At 46.9% G+C, this 18,105-nt stretch carries 19 protein-coding genes and 1 riboswitch; of the genes, 6 read left to right on the forward strand and 13 right to left on the reverse strand.

From position 1 onward, the window contains the following. Positions 1–503 precede the first annotated feature (503 nt). The 12 genes from thiH to H0913_RS02015 form a co-directional block, all read right to left on the reverse strand. A complete protein-coding gene (thiH, locus tag H0913_RS01960; protein WP_154603146.1) occupies positions 504–1,625 on the reverse strand; it encodes a 2-iminoacetate synthase ThiH in 1,122 nt (373 codons plus the stop codon). Next, positions 1,622–2,392 (reverse strand): thiazole synthase, encoded by a 771-nt coding sequence (locus H0913_RS01965; protein WP_181478648.1) that lies wholly within the window; start codon positions 2,390–2,392, stop codon positions 1,622–1,624. The genes thiH and H0913_RS01965 overlap by 4 nt, the downstream gene beginning before the upstream one ends. Positions 2,393–2,394: 2 nt before the next feature. Further along, positions 2,395–2,595 (reverse strand): sulfur carrier protein ThiS, encoded by a 201-nt coding sequence (gene thiS, locus H0913_RS01970; protein ID WP_154603145.1) that lies wholly within the window; start codon positions 2,593–2,595, stop codon positions 2,395–2,397. Continuing rightward, the gene (locus H0913_RS01975) at positions 2,583–3,341 is read right to left on the reverse strand and encodes a HesA/MoeB/ThiF family protein (RefSeq protein ID WP_181477897.1); all 759 of its coding nucleotides are present in this window, start codon (positions 3,339–3,341) and stop codon (positions 2,583–2,585) included. The genes thiS and H0913_RS01975 overlap by 13 nt, the downstream gene beginning before the upstream one ends. Continuing rightward, positions 3,331–4,008, reverse strand: coding sequence for a thiamine phosphate synthase (thiE, locus tag H0913_RS01980; protein ID WP_181477898.1), 678 nt, complete (start codon positions 4,006–4,008; stop codon positions 3,331–3,333). Before thiE ends, H0913_RS01975 begins: the two co-directional genes overlap by 11 nt. Next, entirely contained in the window at positions 3,992–5,959 is a 1,968-nt protein-coding gene (thiC, locus tag H0913_RS01985) for a phosphomethylpyrimidine synthase ThiC (protein WP_181477899.1), read from the reverse strand. Before thiC ends, thiE begins: the two co-directional genes overlap by 17 nt. Positions 5,960–6,106: 147 nt before the next feature. After that, positions 6,107–6,219, reverse strand: a riboswitch (TPP riboswitch). 201 nt (positions 6,220–6,420) lie between these two features. Then, entirely contained in the window at positions 6,421–7,098 is a 678-nt protein-coding gene (locus H0913_RS01990; protein ID WP_181477900.1) for an HAD family hydrolase, read from the reverse strand. A 32-nt stretch (positions 7,099–7,130) separates the two neighbouring features. Beyond that, a complete protein-coding gene (locus H0913_RS01995; protein WP_154626071.1) occupies positions 7,131–8,147 on the reverse strand; it encodes an ABC transporter ATP-binding protein in 1,017 nt (338 codons plus the stop codon). Beyond that, positions 8,144–8,959: an ABC transporter permease gene (locus H0913_RS02000; RefSeq protein WP_154638832.1), complete on the reverse strand. Its 816-nt coding sequence runs from the start codon at positions 8,957–8,959 to the stop codon at positions 8,144–8,146. The genes H0913_RS01995 and H0913_RS02000 overlap by 4 nt, the downstream gene beginning before the upstream one ends. Beyond that, positions 8,946–9,848: an ABC transporter permease gene (locus H0913_RS02005; RefSeq protein ID WP_154638831.1), complete on the reverse strand. Its 903-nt coding sequence runs from the start codon at positions 9,846–9,848 to the stop codon at positions 8,946–8,948. Before H0913_RS02005 ends, H0913_RS02000 begins: the two co-directional genes overlap by 14 nt. Beyond that, the gene (locus tag H0913_RS02010; protein WP_154603137.1) at positions 9,848–10,666 is read right to left on the reverse strand and encodes an alkaline phosphatase family protein; all 819 of its coding nucleotides are present in this window, start codon (positions 10,664–10,666) and stop codon (positions 9,848–9,850) included. The genes H0913_RS02005 and H0913_RS02010 overlap by 1 nt, the downstream gene beginning before the upstream one ends. 24 nt (positions 10,667–10,690) lie before the next feature. Continuing rightward, positions 10,691–11,743, reverse strand: a complete 1,053-nt coding sequence (locus tag H0913_RS02015; RefSeq protein ID WP_154626077.1) for an ABC transporter substrate-binding protein — start codon at positions 11,741–11,743, stop codon at positions 10,691–10,693. Between the two features lie 226 nt (positions 11,744–11,969). Between H0913_RS02015 and nudC the strand changes: the two genes are divergently transcribed. From nudC to H0913_RS02045, 6 genes are all read left to right on the forward strand, one after another. Continuing rightward, positions 11,970–12,758, forward strand: a complete 789-nt coding sequence (gene nudC, locus H0913_RS02020; RefSeq protein WP_154603135.1) for an NAD(+) diphosphatase — start codon at positions 11,970–11,972, stop codon at positions 12,756–12,758. Positions 12,759–12,846: 88 nt separating this feature from the next. Next, on the forward strand, positions 12,847–13,911 hold the full coding sequence (hemE, locus tag H0913_RS02025; protein WP_181477901.1) for a uroporphyrinogen decarboxylase: 1,065 nt from the start codon (positions 12,847–12,849) through the stop codon (positions 13,909–13,911). A 137-nt stretch (positions 13,912–14,048) separates the two neighbouring features. Beyond that, entirely contained in the window at positions 14,049–14,720 is a 672-nt protein-coding gene (gene nfi, locus H0913_RS02030; RefSeq protein WP_181478650.1) for a deoxyribonuclease V, read from the forward strand. 74 nt (positions 14,721–14,794) lie between these two features. Beyond that, positions 14,795–15,382, forward strand: coding sequence for a YjaG family protein (locus H0913_RS02035; protein ID WP_036953566.1), 588 nt, complete (start codon positions 14,795–14,797; stop codon positions 15,380–15,382). A 199-nt stretch (positions 15,383–15,581) separates the two neighbouring features. Next, on the forward strand, positions 15,582–15,854 hold the full coding sequence (locus tag H0913_RS02040) for an HU family DNA-binding protein (RefSeq protein ID WP_006657071.1): 273 nt from the start codon (positions 15,582–15,584) through the stop codon (positions 15,852–15,854). A 32-nt stretch (positions 15,855–15,886) separates the two neighbouring features. Then, positions 15,887–16,570 (forward strand): DUF1481 domain-containing protein, encoded by a 684-nt coding sequence (locus tag H0913_RS02045; RefSeq protein WP_154638826.1) that lies wholly within the window; start codon positions 15,887–15,889, stop codon positions 16,568–16,570. Between the two features lie 236 nt (positions 16,571–16,806). Here H0913_RS02045 and purD read toward each other — a convergent pair whose 3' ends face one another. Continuing rightward, on the reverse strand, positions 16,807–18,093 hold the full coding sequence (gene purD, locus H0913_RS02050) for a phosphoribosylamine--glycine ligase (RefSeq protein ID WP_154603131.1): 1,287 nt from the start codon (positions 18,091–18,093) through the stop codon (positions 16,807–16,809). Positions 18,094–18,105 lie beyond the last annotated feature (12 nt).

Here is an 18,105-nt window from a genome sequence, read left to right on the forward strand (position 1 = left end):
CATCACTTCGTTGCAATATTCTTTTATCATGAATAACGACAAAATAAATATCTGACCAGTTATTTTTTTGACTAAAGACACAGAGTGATTAAAAAAGAGGAATAGAAGTGGCAATATTTAATTATTAAATTAGAATATGCATCACAAAATACTCAACGGAAGATTAATTTATCTAGTTGATATAAATAAAGTATTTTTGGTTGGTTACCGCTGGTTATATTTAATGCTAGATATTCAACTTTCCTAACTTAAATTGTTATTTAACGAAGATAATAAAAATTTAAAATTCAGTTATACTATTATCATAATGTCATCGTAGTTTTAAAAACTATTAAAATATTTTTTAAATATTATTAATATTTTAATTCAGCCTGACTAATGACGTATTCTTTTAGTTTTTGTGATCAGATTAATATTATTATTTAAAAATCAAACGTCATATTCTCCAAGTTCCATTTAATGGGAAATATTCTATTCAATATTTCCCATTGAAAATGGAACCGTTAACGTCCTAAGTAGCCATCCCAATCTTTCCAAACAGGTTGTAGCCCTGCTTGCACTAAGGCGTGGGCGACTTGTGCAGCACTACGATTATCGTGGGGCGAGAACTGCTCTAGCTCGGTTTTCGAATCCGCATAGCCTCCTGGTTGAGTTTTAGAGCCCGCACTGACACTGTTGATAGCCAGCGGTACCACATGATCCCGAAAATAAGGAGATTCTCGGGTGGACAGCGACAATTCCACAGTCGGGGCAAGCAAGCGAAATGCACAGATTAACTGAACCAGCTCCGCATCCCCCATCAGTGAGGCGGGCTCGATTCCCCCTGCACAAGGGCGCAGGCGTGGAAATGAAATGGAATAGCGGCTCTGCCAATAGTATTGCTGCATATACAGCAGATGTTCTGCCACCATATAACAATCCGTTCGCCAGCTACTGGAAAGCCCAATTAATGCTCCCAATCCAATTTTATCAACACCCGCTTGGCCAAGGCGCTCTGGCGTTGCTAATCGCCAATGAAAATCCTGTTTTTTGCCTTTTAAATGATGAAGTTGATAAGTCGGCTCATGGTAGGTTTCTTGGTATACCATCACGCCATCTAATCCCAAGGTTTTTAGCTCGCGATATTCTTCGGTTGATAAGGGTTGAACCTCCATCATGAGCGAACTGAAATAGGAGCGGATCACTGGGATATGGCGGCGAAAATAGTCCATTCCGACTTTGGTTTGATGTTCACCCGTTACCAAGAGCAAACTGTCAAAACCGATTTGGCGGATGGTTTCACATTCACGGACAATTTCGGCGTCATCGAGGGTTTTGCGCTTAATGCGGTTGCTCATCGAAAACCCGCAATAGGTACAGTCATTGGCACATAAATTGGAAAGGTACAGAGGAACATAAAATCCAACAGTATGACCAAAACGTTGACGTGTTAAGCGCTGCGCCTTTTGTGCCATCGGTTCGATGTAATGCCGCCCAGCAGGGGAAAGTAGCGCCATAAAGTCATCGAGAGTCAATGTATCACTCTGCAATGCTTGCTCTACATCCGCGGCGGTTTTGCTATTGATCTGTAATGTGAGATCGTCCCAATCCAGCTGTTCCCAACGCTCCCGAAAGCTTTCAATCATTGCAGCGCCTCCAAAAATTGAGTCAGAGGGCTGGATGCCTCTGCTCGCTGTTTGGGTGCCGCAAGCCCACTTTGACGAGCGAGTTGTGCCGCTTCAACTGCCATTTTAAAGGCTTGTGCCATTAATACGGGCTGTTTAGCGACAGCGATGGCTGTATTGACTAGTACCGCATCAGCCCCCATTTCAATGGCTTCGGCAGCGTGGCTAGGGGCACCAATTCCTGCATCCACCACCACGGGTACATTGGCCTGTTCGATGATAATTTGCAGCATCTCCTTGGTCACTAAGCCTTTATTGGTACCAATTGGCGCGCCGAGAGGCATCACCGCCGCGCAGCCCACTTCTTCCAGTCGCTTACATAACACGGGATCCGCGCTGCAATAAGGCAACACGACAAACCCTTCTTTAACCAGTTGCTCTGCGGCGAGTAACGTTTCAATAGGATCTGGCAATAAGTAACGGACATCGGGATGGATTTCGAGTTTTACCCAATGAGTGCCGAGCGCTTCACGAGCGAGACGTGCGGCAAAAATAGCTTCTTGGGCATTCTTCGCGCCGGACGTGTTGGGAAGTAACTTAACTCCCAACTCTTGAAGTGGCTGCAAAATACCGTCATCTTGCCCGCGTAAATTAACGCGCTTCATCGCCATGGTCACCAGCTGGCTACCCGATGCTTGGATGGCTTGCTGCATTAATGTTGGATTGGCAAACTTGCCTGTTCCAGTAAATAAACGTGACTGAAAAGTGACATCAGCAATTTTTAACATCATTAGCCCCCTGCGATAGCTTGAAACAGCAGAATGTTGTCTTGTTCATTCAAAAAATGGCTCTCCCACTGGCTTTTGGGAATGATTATTTGGTTAATCGCCAGTGCTGAGCCGGATGTACTTTGCCCGAGTTGTGTTAATAGCTGGTGGACGGTTATGGGCGATTCAACCTCCATCGGCTGGTCATTGATTATGATATGCATGTAGCTTCTCGGCAGACGGGACACTGTTTTGATCGAGTTAGTTGCAAGGTATTCCATTGCTGCTGCTTTCCATCAAACAGGCGCAGTTTTCCACTTAACGGAGAGGGTAACCCCACCAGCAATTTGATGGCTTCCAACGCTTGTAACGTGCCAATCACACCTACCACTGGCCCCAATACTCCCGCTGTGCGGCAGTTACGTTGAGGCTCTTCTTGGTCGGGATACAAGCAGGCGTAGCAGCCCGATTGAAAAGGCGGCTCAAGTACCATCAATTGCCCGCCAAAGCCAACGGCACTGCCACTGACGAGCGGGATATTGCTAATGACGCACGCGGCATTGACCGCATGGCGAGTGGCCATGTTGTCACAGCAATCCAGCACTAAATCCACCTGCTCCACTAAGGGAAGTAAACTTTCAGCATCCAGCTTTTGTTGGAAAATGCGCGTCTTGGTATGGGGATTAAGCCGCTTTAAACGCGCTGCGGCCAGCTGAGCTTTCGACTGGTTAATATCCTGTGTGTCATACAGCACTTGGCGCTGCAAGTTAGACACATGCAGGTCATCATGATCCGCTATCCATAGTTCACCGACACCCGCTCCCGCGAGATACAAACTTGCAGGGGAGCCTAGTCCACCTAAACCGACAATCAAAACCTTGCTCTGTTTGAGTTTTTGTTGCCCTTCAGGACTGACATCCTCAAGCAGCAATTGGCGGCTATAACGCATAAATTCGAGATCATTGAGCATGGTCGTTTTCCTTTAAGCGAGAGGTCGATTCAACCAGATCCAGCAATGTTCGCGTTGCACTTTGCCAATCATCGGCTTGGGTGATGGCACTGACAACCGCTACACTGCCAACGCCAGTGGCAAGCACCGCAGGTACGCGATCAATGGAGATCCCACCGATGGCCACGGTCGGATAGTCTGGCGTCTCCTCTACCATCTGCTTTAACGCCTCTAAACCTTGTGGCGAGGAGGGCATCTGCTTGGTCTGGGTTGGGAAGATATGCCCAAGGGCGATATAAGACGGACGCACGGTTTTGGCAATCGCGACTTCATCAGGAGCGTGGGTGGAGATCCCCAACCGTAGCCCAGCTTGGTGAATAGCAACTAGGTCGGTGGTTTCCAGATCTTCTTGCCCTAAGTGTACGCCATAGGCGCCCAGCTCTATGGCTAAACGCCAATAGTCATTAATAAATAATCGGGCGTTATGCTGCTTGCCAAGCGCTATTGCTTGCTGAATTTGATCGCGAACTTGGTGGTCTTGCTTGTCTTTGATGCGCAATTGCAAGGTGGAAACACCTGCATTTAGCAGGCGTTCAATCCATTCAATAGAATCCACAACCGGGTACAGACCGAGGCAATGCTCGGTCGGTGGAAATGGACTTTTTGGGAGATTAAGCGTTTTGTTCATCACTCACGACCTCAGCAATCTCAGCCCCATGATAGAGTTCGCTACCGTGAGCGCGGAACGCTTCCGACATCTGCTCCATACCCGCTTCTTTTTGTGCAGCATAGTCACGAACTTCTTGGGAAATTTTCATGGAGCAGAATTTTGGTCCACACATAGAGCAGAAGTGGGCGATTTTCCCTGACGCTTGCGGCAAGGTTTCATCGTGATATTTACGAGCGGTTTCAGGGTCTAGGGCGAGGTTAAACTGGTCTTCCCAACGGAACTCAAAACGCGCTTTGGACATAGCATTATCACGAATCTGCGCCCCTGGATGACCTTTCGCGAGGTCAGCCGCGTGGGCAGCAATTTTATAGGTGATCAGCCCCTGTTTGACGTCTTCTTTATTCGGTAAACCAAGGTGCTCTTTTGGCGTCACGTAGCACAGCATTGCACAACCAAACCAGCCAATCATCGCCGCGCCAATACCGGAAGTGAAGTGGTCATAGCCCGGAGCGATATCGGTGGTTAGGGGGCCTAAGGTATAGAATGGCGCTTCGTGGCAATGCTCTAGCTCTTCGGTCATATTGCGGCGGATCATCTGCATTGGCACATGCCCCGGGCCTTCAATCATTACCTGCACATCGTATTCCCACGCAATTTTGGTTAGCTCACCTAAGGTATGCAGCTCTGAGAATTGCGCTTCATCGTTGGCATCTTGCACAGAACCCGGACGTAACCCATCTCCAAGAGACAGTGATACATCATAAGCGGCGCAAATTTCGCAAATTTCACGGAAATGCTCATACAGGAAGTTCTCTTGGTGGTGGGATAAACACCATTTCGCCATGATCGAGCCGCCTCGGGAGACAATGCCGGTCAGGCGCTTCGCCGTCATTGGCACGTAGCGCAGTAAAACGCCAGCGTGGATAGTGAAGTAATCTACCCCTTGTTCGGCTTGTTCTAGCAGGGTATCGCGGAACATTTCCCAAGTGAGGTTTTCAGCAACGCCGTTCACTTTTTCGAGGGCTTGGTAGATAGGCACGGTACCAATTGGTACTGGGCTATTACGTAAAATCCATTCGCGGGTTTCGTGAATATAGCGGCCAGTGGATAAATCCATCACCGTATCTGCGCCCCAGCGAGTAGACCAAATCAGTTTTTCCACCTCTTCCTCGATGGATGAAGTCACGGAGGAGTTACCGATATTCGCGTTCACTTTCACTAAGAAATTGCGCCCGATAATCATCGGCTCAGATTCTGGATGGTTAATATTCGCAGGGATGATAGCACGACCCGCAGCCACTTCTTGGCGTACAAATTCCGGCGTAATATTTTCTGGCAAAATAGCACCGAAGCTTTGCCCTGGATGTTGTTGCCTTAAAACTTCGCTGCGAATACGTTCACGCCCCATATTTTCACGGATGGCGATAAATTCCATTTCAGGGGTCACAATGCCTTGGCGAGCATAATGCAACTGAGTGACGCATTTGCCTGTTTGCGCTTTCAGTGGTGCAGGGCGATTATTAAAGCGCAGGTGGTCTAAGCCCGCATCCGCTAAGCGCTGCTGGGTAAAGTCGGAACTGAGATTCTCAACAGCAACAGTATCAGAACGTTCACTGATCCACGGCGCACGGATTTTTTTCAATCCTTTGTGAACATTGAGCTCAGAAGCTGGGTCGCCGTAAGGGCCTGAAGTGTCATACACAGGAACGGCTTCGTTATCTTCAAACTTGGGATTATCTTTGTCACCGCCGATAAGTGTCGGGGAGAGCTGGATTTCGCGCATGGGAACTTGGATGTCGTCCCGCGAGCCTTGCAGGTAGATACGTTCAGAGTTTGGGAATGAAACACCGGAGAGGGTATTGATAAAGTCTTCTGCGGCGTCACGTTGCTCTTTTCGAGTGCGTGCTGGCGCAGCTTTAGGGGAAATATCGGTACTCGGTATAACTGAATTATTAGCATTATTGGACATAGCAATTTCCTGACATCGTCACAGGCTATAGGGCGTAAAGCGCTAATAGCGGGTTTATCGAAAGAAAGTTGCTTGTCTGGAGTTCGGAGGAGTAATGGTAAGGCGTTGCGGCTAGTTTTTCGCCAAATAAATGAGCGAAAATTGCGCTGAATGATTACTCTTGTTCCCTTCGCGGGTATTAACCCGATCAGGTTCCGCGGATCCCGAATTAACGGTCTCAGCCTGATGCAAATGCATACTAGGCACTCCGACAAGAGTTAATCAGTATAGAGTTTCCCCGCCATTCTTCAAGCGATAAGTGCGTTGGCTTCTCTCGGCTACCCTAGTCACATACTTATGTATGCTCCTAGGGATATCCTCGCTTGCCGCCTTCTTCTAGCTTGAATAATTTAGGGGAAATCAGTGTATTAGGTAAAAAAACAAAACCTAGAAATTAAAAATTAAAGATTAAAAATGGGGTTTTACAAACTCCACGAATATTGCGGCCAGTGGTTTTCAGTGGCGGCTTGGAGAAGGCGCGGGTCGCCGTTGATGATGAACGTCTCATCGGCGAAATGACACATTGGTAAGTCATTGGCGGAATCGGTGTAGAAATAAATATACGCATCGGTGATGGGCTGGTGGGAAATCCACTGAGTTAAACGCTTCACTTTGCCCTCTTTGAAGGTCGGGATGCCATCGACTTCGGTGGTGTAACAGCCATTTGAACGCTTAATATCAATACCCATCGTGACATCGGCGCCAAGGCGATCCGCTACCTTCTTCACGATAAAGGTAACCGTTGCGGAGATCACAATGATCGGGATCCCTTGCGAACGGTATGAAACGACGGTGCTTAGTGCGTTAGGGTAAATGCGCGGAATGATAATGGTATCCACAAAATCATCCAACCACTCATCGACTTGCTCTGTCTTGATGCCATTAAGGGTCTGCAAACTAAACTTTAAGTAAGTCACCATATCCAAATTGCCCGCGTTGTATTGTGCCATCATCTCTTTATCGGCTTCGACAAAACGCGGGTCGGTAATGATTTTCTTATCCCATAAATATTGCGTCCAAAGTACGCTGCTATCGCCACGGATCAGGGTGTCATCGAGATCAAAAATCGCTAATTTGGTTTGTGTAGATGGGTTTTGCATGGGGTTCCTTTCACTGACTAGCTTATCGTTGACTAGCTTAGAGCTCGAATTTCATTTTTATTAAACATTAACTCAAGGCGTGTGCCTGGCTCAAATAAACGCTCAGATGAGCGGTTGAGCAAGTCCACGGTCATATCCCCCGCAGGCGTGTTCACGCTATAGCGAATGATATTCCCTAAAAGCTGGTGGTCAAGGATCACGGCATCCACAGGCGCCGAAATATGGTTGCCATATTGCCGTCCCACTTCGCGAACATAAATGGATTCAGGGCGAATGGCTAGGGTGCCTTGTAAATTCACGCCCAGCATCCCATTGGCTTTTTCAGCGTCCACCAGATTGTAGTGCCCCATAAATCGAGCCACAAATTCAGTAGCCGGCTGAGTATAGATATTTTCCGCAGTATCGCTTTGGATAATCGAGCCTTTGTTCATTAAGAAGATGCGGTCAGACATAATCATCGCTTCGTCTTGGTCGTGGGTGACGAAAATGGTGGTGAGCTTCAGCTCTCGCTGAATTTCACGAATTTGCTGGCGTAAATGTTTACGAATACGGGCATCAAGGGCGGATAACGGCTCATCGAGGAGTAAAATTTGCGGCTTCATCACCAATGCGCGAGCAAGAGCAACACGCTGGCGTTGACCACCCGAAAGCTGGTGCGGATATTGGTTCTCTTTGCCTTGTAATTCCACCATATCGATGACTTCCGCCACGGCTTTATCTCGCTCAGTGGCGGGCATCTTACGCATTTTCAACCCAAACGCGATGTTTTCAGCCACCGTCATATTTGGGAATAGGGCGTAGCTTTGGAATACCATGCCCACGCCGCGCTGTTGAGCTGGCTGCTGGGTGATATTCTGGCGGTTGATATACAGCTCCCCGCTGTCGGGTTGTTCAAGCCCGGCGATACAACGCAGTAACGTGGATTTTCCGCAGCCACTTGGCCCCAATAGCGTAATAAATTCCCCTTGCTCAATCGTAAACTGGATATCGGAGAATACTTGGTTCTGACCAAAGGATTTTGTTAGGTTTTCAGCAATGACGTAGCTCATCGTTCATCTCCCGTACGATTCAAGCGCGTTGCTAGCCAAGTCAGCAGCAACGTAAATAGGAAGTAAGACATCACTAGCGCAGAGGTAAAGTGTCCACTAGTTTGGCGCATATTAAACAGATAGATCTGCAAGGTTTCGAAGCGGGTTCCCACTAAGATATTGGCGAATACGAATTCTCCCATTAAGAATGAGAAGGAAATCAGTAAAGAAACCAATAACCCTTTACGGATATTTGGCAGCACTATCATTAAAAAGGCTTTAAAGGTGCTGGCGCCGAGTAGGTGTGCGGCATCCATTAAGTCATGCAAGTTGATCCCTTGAAAGCTATTCGCCAGCGCGCGGTACATAAATGGCAACGTAATGGTGAAGTAGGTGCCAATTAAGATCCACGGGGTACCGACCAACATAAATGGCTCATCAGCAAAGATTTGCAGTAAACCGACTGAAGAAACCACGGGTGGGATCGCAAAGGGGAGAATAATCAGTAAATCCATCAACCCTTTGAGTTTTGGAAAGCGATAAAAAACGGCAAAAGTCATTGGCAAAATGACCAGTACGCTGATCAGCAATGTGCCAAAGCAGATCAGTAGCGATCGCCCAAATGCCATTAAAAAGCGCGGATCTTGCCACAGTTGTAGATACCACTTGATGGATAGGGCATCAGGCATAATCGTCGCACCCCATGAGCTCGAAATGGAGTAAATAAAAGTGGCGATAATTGGCAGCGCAAGAATGGCGGCAACGGTGCCGAGAACCATTTTATGAAACAGTAAGCTCGGTGCTTTTGGGCTACGAATATTAGGATTTAGCATGGTAGCTCCGCTTTAATAGCCAGTGGTGGATGGCGGTGATAAACCCGAGGATCGCAATCAGCACCACGGACAGCGCGGCTGCCATATTTGGCTCTAAAAACAGGTCGCCAGAGACAAGGCTAGCGATGCGGATAGTGACTAAATTGTAGTTTCCACTGGTGAGTGCGTAAGTACTGGCATAAGCGCCAACAGCATTGGCAACTAAGATAATAAATGTGCCTAACAGTGCAGGGGAAATGACCGGAATACCCACTTTCAGCCAGTAGGTTAACTTGCTGGCGCCCATGGTTTTTGCCGCATCTTCCCATTCAGGTTTGAGTGCATCGAATGCAGGATAAAGCAGTAAAATACCAAGCGGGATTTGGAAGTAGATATACAGCAGCATCAAGCCACTGGCGCTGTAAATATTAAAATCATCAATCCATCCCCAGGCTTTAAGTTGCAGGGTAATCGCCCCGTTAAAACCTAAGATAATAATAAATGCGAAAGCTAATGGGACGCCGCTGAAGTTGCTTGCCATGGTGGTAAACGAAATCATGAAATTGCGCACTTTGCCTTGCATTTTGTAGATAGAAAATGCCGTTACGCAGGCGATCAGCAAACCAACAACGCTACAAATTAGCGATAGCCATAGGGTGTTTTGAAACGCTTGTAGGTAGAAATCATTGGAGAAAATTTCAACGTAATTTTCAAAAGACCACGCTTCTTCGTAGACAAAACTGTTGAAGAGTACCCAAATCATCGGGGCGATTTGAAACAGGCAAAACAGCACAATAAACGGCACGATTAACAGTGCGGCACGCCAGTGAAAATGTACATTGGGCTTGTTAAACATCGTTAAGCCTCTCTCTTGCTGGCGGGGCTGGTCGTTGGCTGGGATATCCGCCATTAGCGACCTCCTGCTAATAAATCATGGCATACAGTTTTGTCTGTGAATGGCGCACCCAGTAGCTGGCAAACGGTGCCACAAATCGCCGTTTGTTCCATCGGAACGTCGGGGCGATGAGAGAATGCGCTACCAATAGTCAACAGCGGAACTGTACACTCTTCCGGCAAAATACCACCGTGGCTACGGTCGTTATTCATCCCGTGGTCGCTGGTGATGATGATTTGGTAGCCCTGCTCTATCCACATCGGTAAGTAATGGGATAAATAAATGTCTGCTTTGCGAGCTGCATTGCGATACTGGGACGAGTCAAATCCAAACTTATGCCCTGCATCATCGATATTCATGGGGTGGATCAGCAAAAAATCGGGGTCGTGCTGGGTGCGTAGATATTCTGCATCCATAAACAGGTGATCATCAGGGTAGTGGTCTGCTTGGTAGAAGCAACCATGCTGAATCGGTAGCTGTTTATCATGGGTAAATCGGTCTCGGTTCGCCTCAAATGGCGCGTGGTTATACAGCTCACTGACCCAATAGTAAGCTGCCGCTGCGGTGGTTTTTCCGGCTTGGTGAGCCAGTGAAAAGATGTTCTCGAAGTGAGAAAGTCGCACCACATCGTTGTTGACGATGCCACTTTGAACCGGAGGAATACCCGTCAAAATGCATTCGTACAGCGGGCGAGACATGGATGGGAGCTCACACTCCATTTTATAAAGTGTTGCTCTATCGGCTTTGATAAGACCATTGAGATAGCCCATACATTGATGGGCTACTGAATAACTTAAACCGTCGAGAACAACAAGTATGACTTTTTCAGACATCAGACTGTTGATTCCTAATTGCGATTATTGCTGGTGAATTAATACTTGCTGCTGCCACATTTTCGGTAAGTTGCGTGATGACTTTTCCCAGCCTTCAGCATCTTTAATCGGGTGAACATTTTTGTATTGCTCATCTGGCAGTAATTTGGCTTGGATATCCGCAGGCAGTGTCAGGTATTGAGCACGAATTGGGCGCGCATAACCTTCTGCAAGGTTGATTTGTCCTTTATCACTGAAGATAAACTCGCGGGCTAATTTCGCGGCATTTGGGTTTTTAGCAAATTTATTGATGATGGTGGTGTAGCCGGAGATAACGCTGCCATCGGATGGGATCACCACAATAAAGCGGTCGCGGTTGATTTGGTCACGGTAGTTCAGTGCGTTGAAGTCCCATAAAATTCCCACTTCCACTTCGCCTTTTTCGATGTTGGCAACCGTTGGGTCATTGACGGATAAACGCTTCTGTTTTGCTAATTCGCCAAAGAATTCAATGGCAGGCTTCAGGTTATTTTCATCACCACCACGAGCAAAAGCGGCAGCCAATACGGCGTTGTTGGCTTGTGCAGCAATGCCTACATCCCCAACGGTGACTTTGTATTTTCCTTTAAGTAAATCATCCCAGCTTTTTGGTGCGTCTTTGACTAAGTCTTTATTGATCATAAACGCGATAGTACCAGTGTAAGCCAACGCCCAGTGACCGTCTTTATCTTTTGCCCAATCAGGTACTTGTGACCAAGTGGTCGGTTTGTACGGCTGAGTCACGCCTTTTTGCACAGCAACAGGGCCAAATGACGCGCCGACATCACCGATATCTGCGGTGGCGTTATTTTTTTCAGCGGCAAACTTTGCAATTTCCTGCGCAGAGCTCATGTCTGTATCTTGATGCTTTAAACCGTATTCTGTCGATAAATCCTGCCATGTGCCTTTCCAGTTCGCCCATGTATCAGGCATCCCGACGCTATAAACTTGGCCTTCTTTCTTTGCAGCTTCGATAAGTTGGGTTAAATCGCTGTCAGCCGCAAATGCCATTTGAGACGCACTGAGTGACAGTAAAATTGCAGGTACGATAGCTTTCATCTTGTTTCTCTCTGTAAGAGTCGCCGTATTGGTTAGTTGGCATGCTAATTATTCGAGATGACAATGAATTGACAGTTGTGTGACACTTTTTAGATGCTGTGACTTTTAAATGTCTAAAAAGTGTCAAAATCGTGAAAGGGTAGTGACGAATCAAACGGTTGTATGACAATCTATAAAACAAGCGTATCTTTAACCGCAACTCAGCGTGCTGAAATAGAGAAACAGAATGAATAAACACACATTAGCAGGAACCGAAAGCGGCTGGTGGTTTGTCTGCTTTGCGGGTCGGTTGTGGTTGCCCCAAGGTGATGTACCTAGAGGTGCTGCACAGCAGTTTGGATTAACGGGAAAACTCGCGACTCCGATCGGTGAGTGGCAAGGGGAAATTGTCTGGCTGATTGCTGAAAAAATGTCATCGGATATGGCTTCGCCTCGCGTGGTCGCTTCCCAAGATGAAGGGCTATTTCGCCTCGCAGGGCGTGGTGTACAGCTCGCGGAATTTTATCGCTCTCATCGTTACTGTGGATATTGCGGAACGGCGATGCGCCACAGTTCAACGGAATGGGCGTGCCTGTGCGACCACTGCCATGAACGTTATTATCCACAAATTGCCCCATGTATTATCGTTGGTATACGCCGCGATGATCATATTTTGCTGGCACAACACCGTCGCCATTCACAAAATCCGCTGTTCACAGTGCTGGCAGGGTTTGTGGAAGTGGGGGAAACCTTAGAAGAGGCGGTGGCTCGCGAAGTGATGGAAGAGAGCCATATAAAAGTACGCAATATTCGTTATGTCTCTTCCCAGCCTTGGCCATTCCCACACTCGCTGATGATGGGCTTTTTAGCGGATTATGATAGTGGGGACATTCAAGTGGATCCTAAAGAGTTAGTGAGCGCTAACTGGTATCACTATAACTCACTGCCGCTGATCCCGCCGGGAGATACAATAGCTCGGCGATTAATTGAAGATAGTGTGGTGCTATGTCGTCAATTTGATGAAGATAACCACTAATTGCGCTGGCGCTGATATTGTTTCCCTTTGCTGGTATAATATGGCGCCTTAGCCATTTGCGGCGGCCACAATAATAATGGAGTAAATAATGACTGAGTTGAAAAATGACCGCTATCTACGTGCGTTGCTACGCCAGCCTGTAGATGTGACCCCAGTATGGATGATGCGTCAAGCAGGGCGTTACCTACCAGAATATAAAGCAACTCGTGCAGAAGCTGGTGATTTTATTGCTTTGTGTAAAAATACGGAGTTAGCGTGTGAAGTCACATTACAGCCACTTCGTCGTTTTCCATTAGACGCCGCAATTTTATTCTCTGATATTCTAACCATTCCTGATGCGATGGGGCTGGGGCTCTATTTCGAAGCTGGTGAAGGCCCTCGTTTTGAAAGACCAGTAGCCAGTGCTGCCGATGTTAATAATATTCCAATCCCTGATCCTGAACAGGAACTGGGTTATGTGATGGACGCAGTTCGTGCCATTCGCAGAGCCTTAAATGGTGATGTGCCACTGATTGGTTTCTCGGGTAGCCCGTGGACATTAGCGACCTATATGGTTGAAGGTGGCAGTAGCAAAGCGTTCACTAAAATCAAAAAAATGATGTATGAAGATCCAAAAACGCTGCATTTGCTGCTGGATAAGCTGGCAGATAGCGTGATTTTGTATCTGAATGCTCAAGTGCGTGCTGGCGCGCAATCCCTGATGATTTTCGATACGTGGGGCGGCGTGTTAACTAAGCGTGATTATCTGGAATTCTCCCTGCACTACATGCACAAAATTGTCGATGGTTTAATCCGTGAAAATGACGGCCGTCGAGTGCCTGTGACCCTATTTACCAAAGGTGGCGGTCAGTGGTTAGAAGAGATGGCGGCAACAGGCTGTGATGCGCTAGGTTTGGATTGGACGACCGAAATTGCAGATGCTCGTCGCCGTGTTGGTGACAAAGTGGCGCTGCAAGGCAATATGGACCCTTCAATGTTATATGCGCCACCTGCGCGTATTGAGCAAGAAGTACAGCATATTTTAGCGGGCTTTGGTCAAGGTGAAGGGCATGTCTTCAATTTAGGTCATGGTATTCATCAAGATGTAGCGCCTGAACATGCGGGTGCGTTTGTGGACGCGGTTCACCGTTTCTCTCGTCAATATCACCAATAGCCTTTCATTCCCAATAGCGGCGTCACTTTGCAGTGATTTGCCGCTATTTGTATCTCTGATTTAAGCGATGTATTTACAGGATCTTGTAAGTGCATCATTATCATCTATGATTAATCCTTATTAATAATGGTTCCATGATGGCAATTGATACTCAGCAGTTGCGACAACAGCAGGTAGAGCTAGCTCAACAAGTCATTTTGCACGACGAGTTTCTCCCGCCGCGTTTTATTGGTGGTGCGGATGTCGGTTTTGAGCAAGACGGCACTGTGACTCGCGCAGTGATTGTGGTGCTTTCATGGCCTGAGCTGCAATTGGTGGAGTATCAAATAGCACGGATCCCAACTCAATTACCCTATATACCCGGGTTGCTCTCGTTTCGTGAAGTCCCAGGATTAATGGCTGCGTGGGAAAAAATCCAACACAAGCCCGACTTAGTGCTGGTGGATGGTCAAGGTATTGCTCATCCGCGGCGTTTTGGGGTGGCTTGTCATTTTGGATTATTGGCCGATGTAGCGACGATAGGGGTAGCAAAAAGCCGTTTATGTGGTGATGTTGTCGAACTCAATGCTGAACCTGAAAGTGTCGAAATGTTGAAAGCGGCTCAAGAGCAATTAGGGTGGGTTTATCGCAGTAAGAAACGCTGTAATCCTTTATATCTTTCTCCGGGTCACAAAGTCAGTTTTATTTCCTCGCTAGAGTGGGTAAAACGGTGTATTCAGGGGTATAGATTGCCAGAACCGACCCGTTTTGCTGATGGAATCGCTTCGAATCGCACATTTTTTAAGCGAATGAATGAGAAAATTGGCTAATTATCAGCAAAATATGTGGCATTGGCAGATTTTCAGGTAAACTGCGAAGTATTGAGATTGATGAGTCAGAAATTATGTTAAGAAATCCTATTCATTTGAGGTTAGAGAAACTAGAAAGCTGGCAGCATATGACCTTCATGGCATCCCTGTGCGAGAGAATGTATCCTAATTATCAAATGTTTTGCCAGCAAACTGAATTTGCTGATGCGAAGGTTTATCGTGCCATCCTTGATTTAGTTTGGGAAACCTTGGTTATCAAAGATAGCAAAGTCAATTTCGACAATCAGTTAGAGAAGTTAGAAGAAATTATTCCAGTCGCCGATGACTTCGATATGTACGGTGTTTATCCCGCTATCGACGCTTGTATTGCTTTAGGTGAACTCATTCATGCAAAACTGAGTGGTGAAACCCTTGAGCACGCAATCTTAGTCAGTGAAGCATCGATTCGTACTGTTGCTATGCTTGAAATGACTCAAGCAGGGCGTGAAATGACCGATGAAGAGCTAAAAGTGGTGCCTGCTGTGGAAGAAGAGTGGGACATTCAATGGGACATTTTCCGCTTATTAGCCGCTTGCGAAGAACGAGACTTAGAGTTAATTAAAGGATTAAAATCTGACCTCCGCGAAGCGGGTGTCAGCAATATCGGCATTACTGTCGCGTAAATTTTGCACTTTTAAGTGCGAAAACGTGACTTAAAGCAGTAATGCTGTGTACTAAGACTTCACATTTACCCCTACTCTGTTCTACATTTAGGGGCGAGAAGAAGTGGCTATCGGGGGCGTGTATCAGGGGCTGTCTATCTGGCATATCCGACGCACTCGATGCTTTGCAAACGATAAACACACTGTGTAAGGATAATTTATGAACAAGACTGAATTAGTTGATGCTATCGCAGAATCAGCAGATCTGACTAAAACTCAAGCTAAAGCAGCTTTAGAAGCAACTCTGAGCGCAATTTCAGATTCTCTGAAAAGCGGCGAAGCAGTACAACTGGTCGGTTTCGGTACTTTTAAAGTTAGCCACCGTGCAGCTCGTACCGGTCGTAACCCACAAACTAAAGCAGAAATCCAAATTCCTGCAACAACTGTACCAGCATTCTCTGCCGGTAAAGCACTGAAAGACGCTGTAAAATAAGTACATTGTCTACGAGAATTATCAGAGGGGGTATGAAGTTACCCCTTTTGTTTATTCGCCAAAGGTTGCTGGTGTTGGGAGCAGTCTCAATACTAAGCGCCTGTTCTTCTAATTCGCCTCGACTCCCTGAGTTTAGTGCCAGCGGATTTATTGCCGATGAAGGCGTAATTCGAATGTGGAGACTGAATGATGCGAAGAGTCAGCCGTTGGTCTTAATGGTGGTGTATAGCCCCTATAAACGAACCGACACCTCCGTCAATTTCTTCGAATATCGTGATGGCAAATTGTGGCAAATCCGCAGCCAAGTCCTCAATCAAGGGGATAACAACATCACGGAACAACTGCGCTTTAGTAAAGATAATGAAATTGTGTTTATGCAGCGCGCGCAAAATAATATCAAAACCCCGCTTTCCTCTGATGAAATTAGCCGTTGGCGCTTTGAAGCTGACCGTATCTTGAATATTAATACCGCACTGATTGTGGGTGGCGTAGAGCTACATCAAGGGTATTGGAAGCAAGGTAAAATCACCACTTGTGATGGTGAAAAGCGCGATGTTACTTTCGAACCGTATGCACAGAAATGGCTTGATGATAGAGCCAAAGTCTGGACGAAAGAGCTGAATTTGGCGTGGCTGGAGTCACCAGAGGGAAGTCAGCTTTTGATGGTGGCGGATACTAATTTTTGCAGCTGGCAACCTTCTAAAGATAGTTTATAGATAACCGCTCGTCGTCTTTCAAATCCTAGCGTTGTTGGCTTCGGTGACTTAACCCAGTCACATAGTTATCTATGCTCCTGGGCATAAGTAACCTCGCCGCCTAGCTATGCTTCGAAATACTTAGAGCCATTGGCTGGGTGAAGGTCAAAGGTAAAAACAAGAAACAGAAAAGCAAAAAGCTGATAAAAGTTTCCTCTTATCAGCTTGTGGGTTATTTGTTTCTATTATTTGTTCTATTACTTGATGCGGGCGATGGCACGGTAGCCGATATCGTTGCGATAGAAGCTGCCAGACCAATTGATAGTCTTGGCAACTTCGTACGCTTTAGCTTGGGCTTTTGCGATGTCATTACCTAACGCAGTGACACACAGAACGCGTCCGCCGGCAGTGACGACTTCGCCTGCTTGGTTTAGCTTGGTACCTGCGTGGAACACTTTGCTATCAGCTGCTTCTGACGTTGGTAGACCCGAAATCACATCACCATTGCGATAATCACCTGGATATCCACCTGCCGCAATCACGATACCTAGCGCTGGACGTTCATCCCACAGGGAATCTTTACCTGCGAGTTCGCCTTTAGCACCCGCTAAACACAGAGCGACTAAATCAGATTGTAAGCGCATCATAATTGGCTGAGTTTCTGGGTCGCCAAAACGGCAGTTAAACTCGATAACTTTCGGATTGCCCGCTTTATCAATCATCAAACCTGCATATAAGAAACCTTGATAACGGTTCCCTTCCTGATCCATTCCTTTAACGGTTGGATAAATGACTTGCTCCATAACACGTTGATGAACCGTATCTGTCACCACTGGCGCTGGGGAATATGCACCCATACCGCCAGTGTTTAAGCCAGTATCGCCATCGCCAACACGTTTATGGTCTTGGCTGGTTGCCATCGGAATGACATTTTCACCATCTACCATGACGATGAAACTCGCTTCTTCGCCATCAAGGAACTCTTCGATAACGATACGATGACCCGCATCACCGAATGCATTGCCAGCTAGCATATCATGGACGGCATCTTTAGCTTCTTGCAGCGTCATCGCCACAATCACGCCTTTACCCGCAGCCAAACCATCAGCCTTGATAACGATAGGTGCGCCAACTTTATCTAAATAAGCCAAAGCAGGCTCAATTTCCGTAAAGTTTTCATAAGCTGCGGTCGGAATGCTGTGACGCGCTAAGAAATCTTTGGTGAACGCTTTAGAACCTTCTAACTGCGCAGCACCTTGAGTTGGCCCAAAAATGGTTAAGCCAGCTTGCTTGAATGCATCAACAACACCGATAACCAATGGTGCTTCAGGGCCTACGATGGTTAAACCGATTTGCTTGTCTTTGGCAAATTGGAGTAAGCCATCAATGTCAGTTGCTGAGATATCGACATTTTCCAGAGCAGGTTCCAGTGCAGTACCCGCGTTACCCGGCGCAACATACACTTTATCTGCTAATGGAGATTGTGCGGCTTTCCATGCTAAAGCGTGCTCGCGGCCGCCACCACCAATAATCAGTATATTCATAGAAACCCCTAG

The sequence above is a fragment of the Providencia rettgeri genome (assembly GCF_013702265.1).
GTDB lineage: Bacteria > Pseudomonadota > Gammaproteobacteria > Enterobacterales > Enterobacteriaceae > Providencia > Providencia zhijiangensis.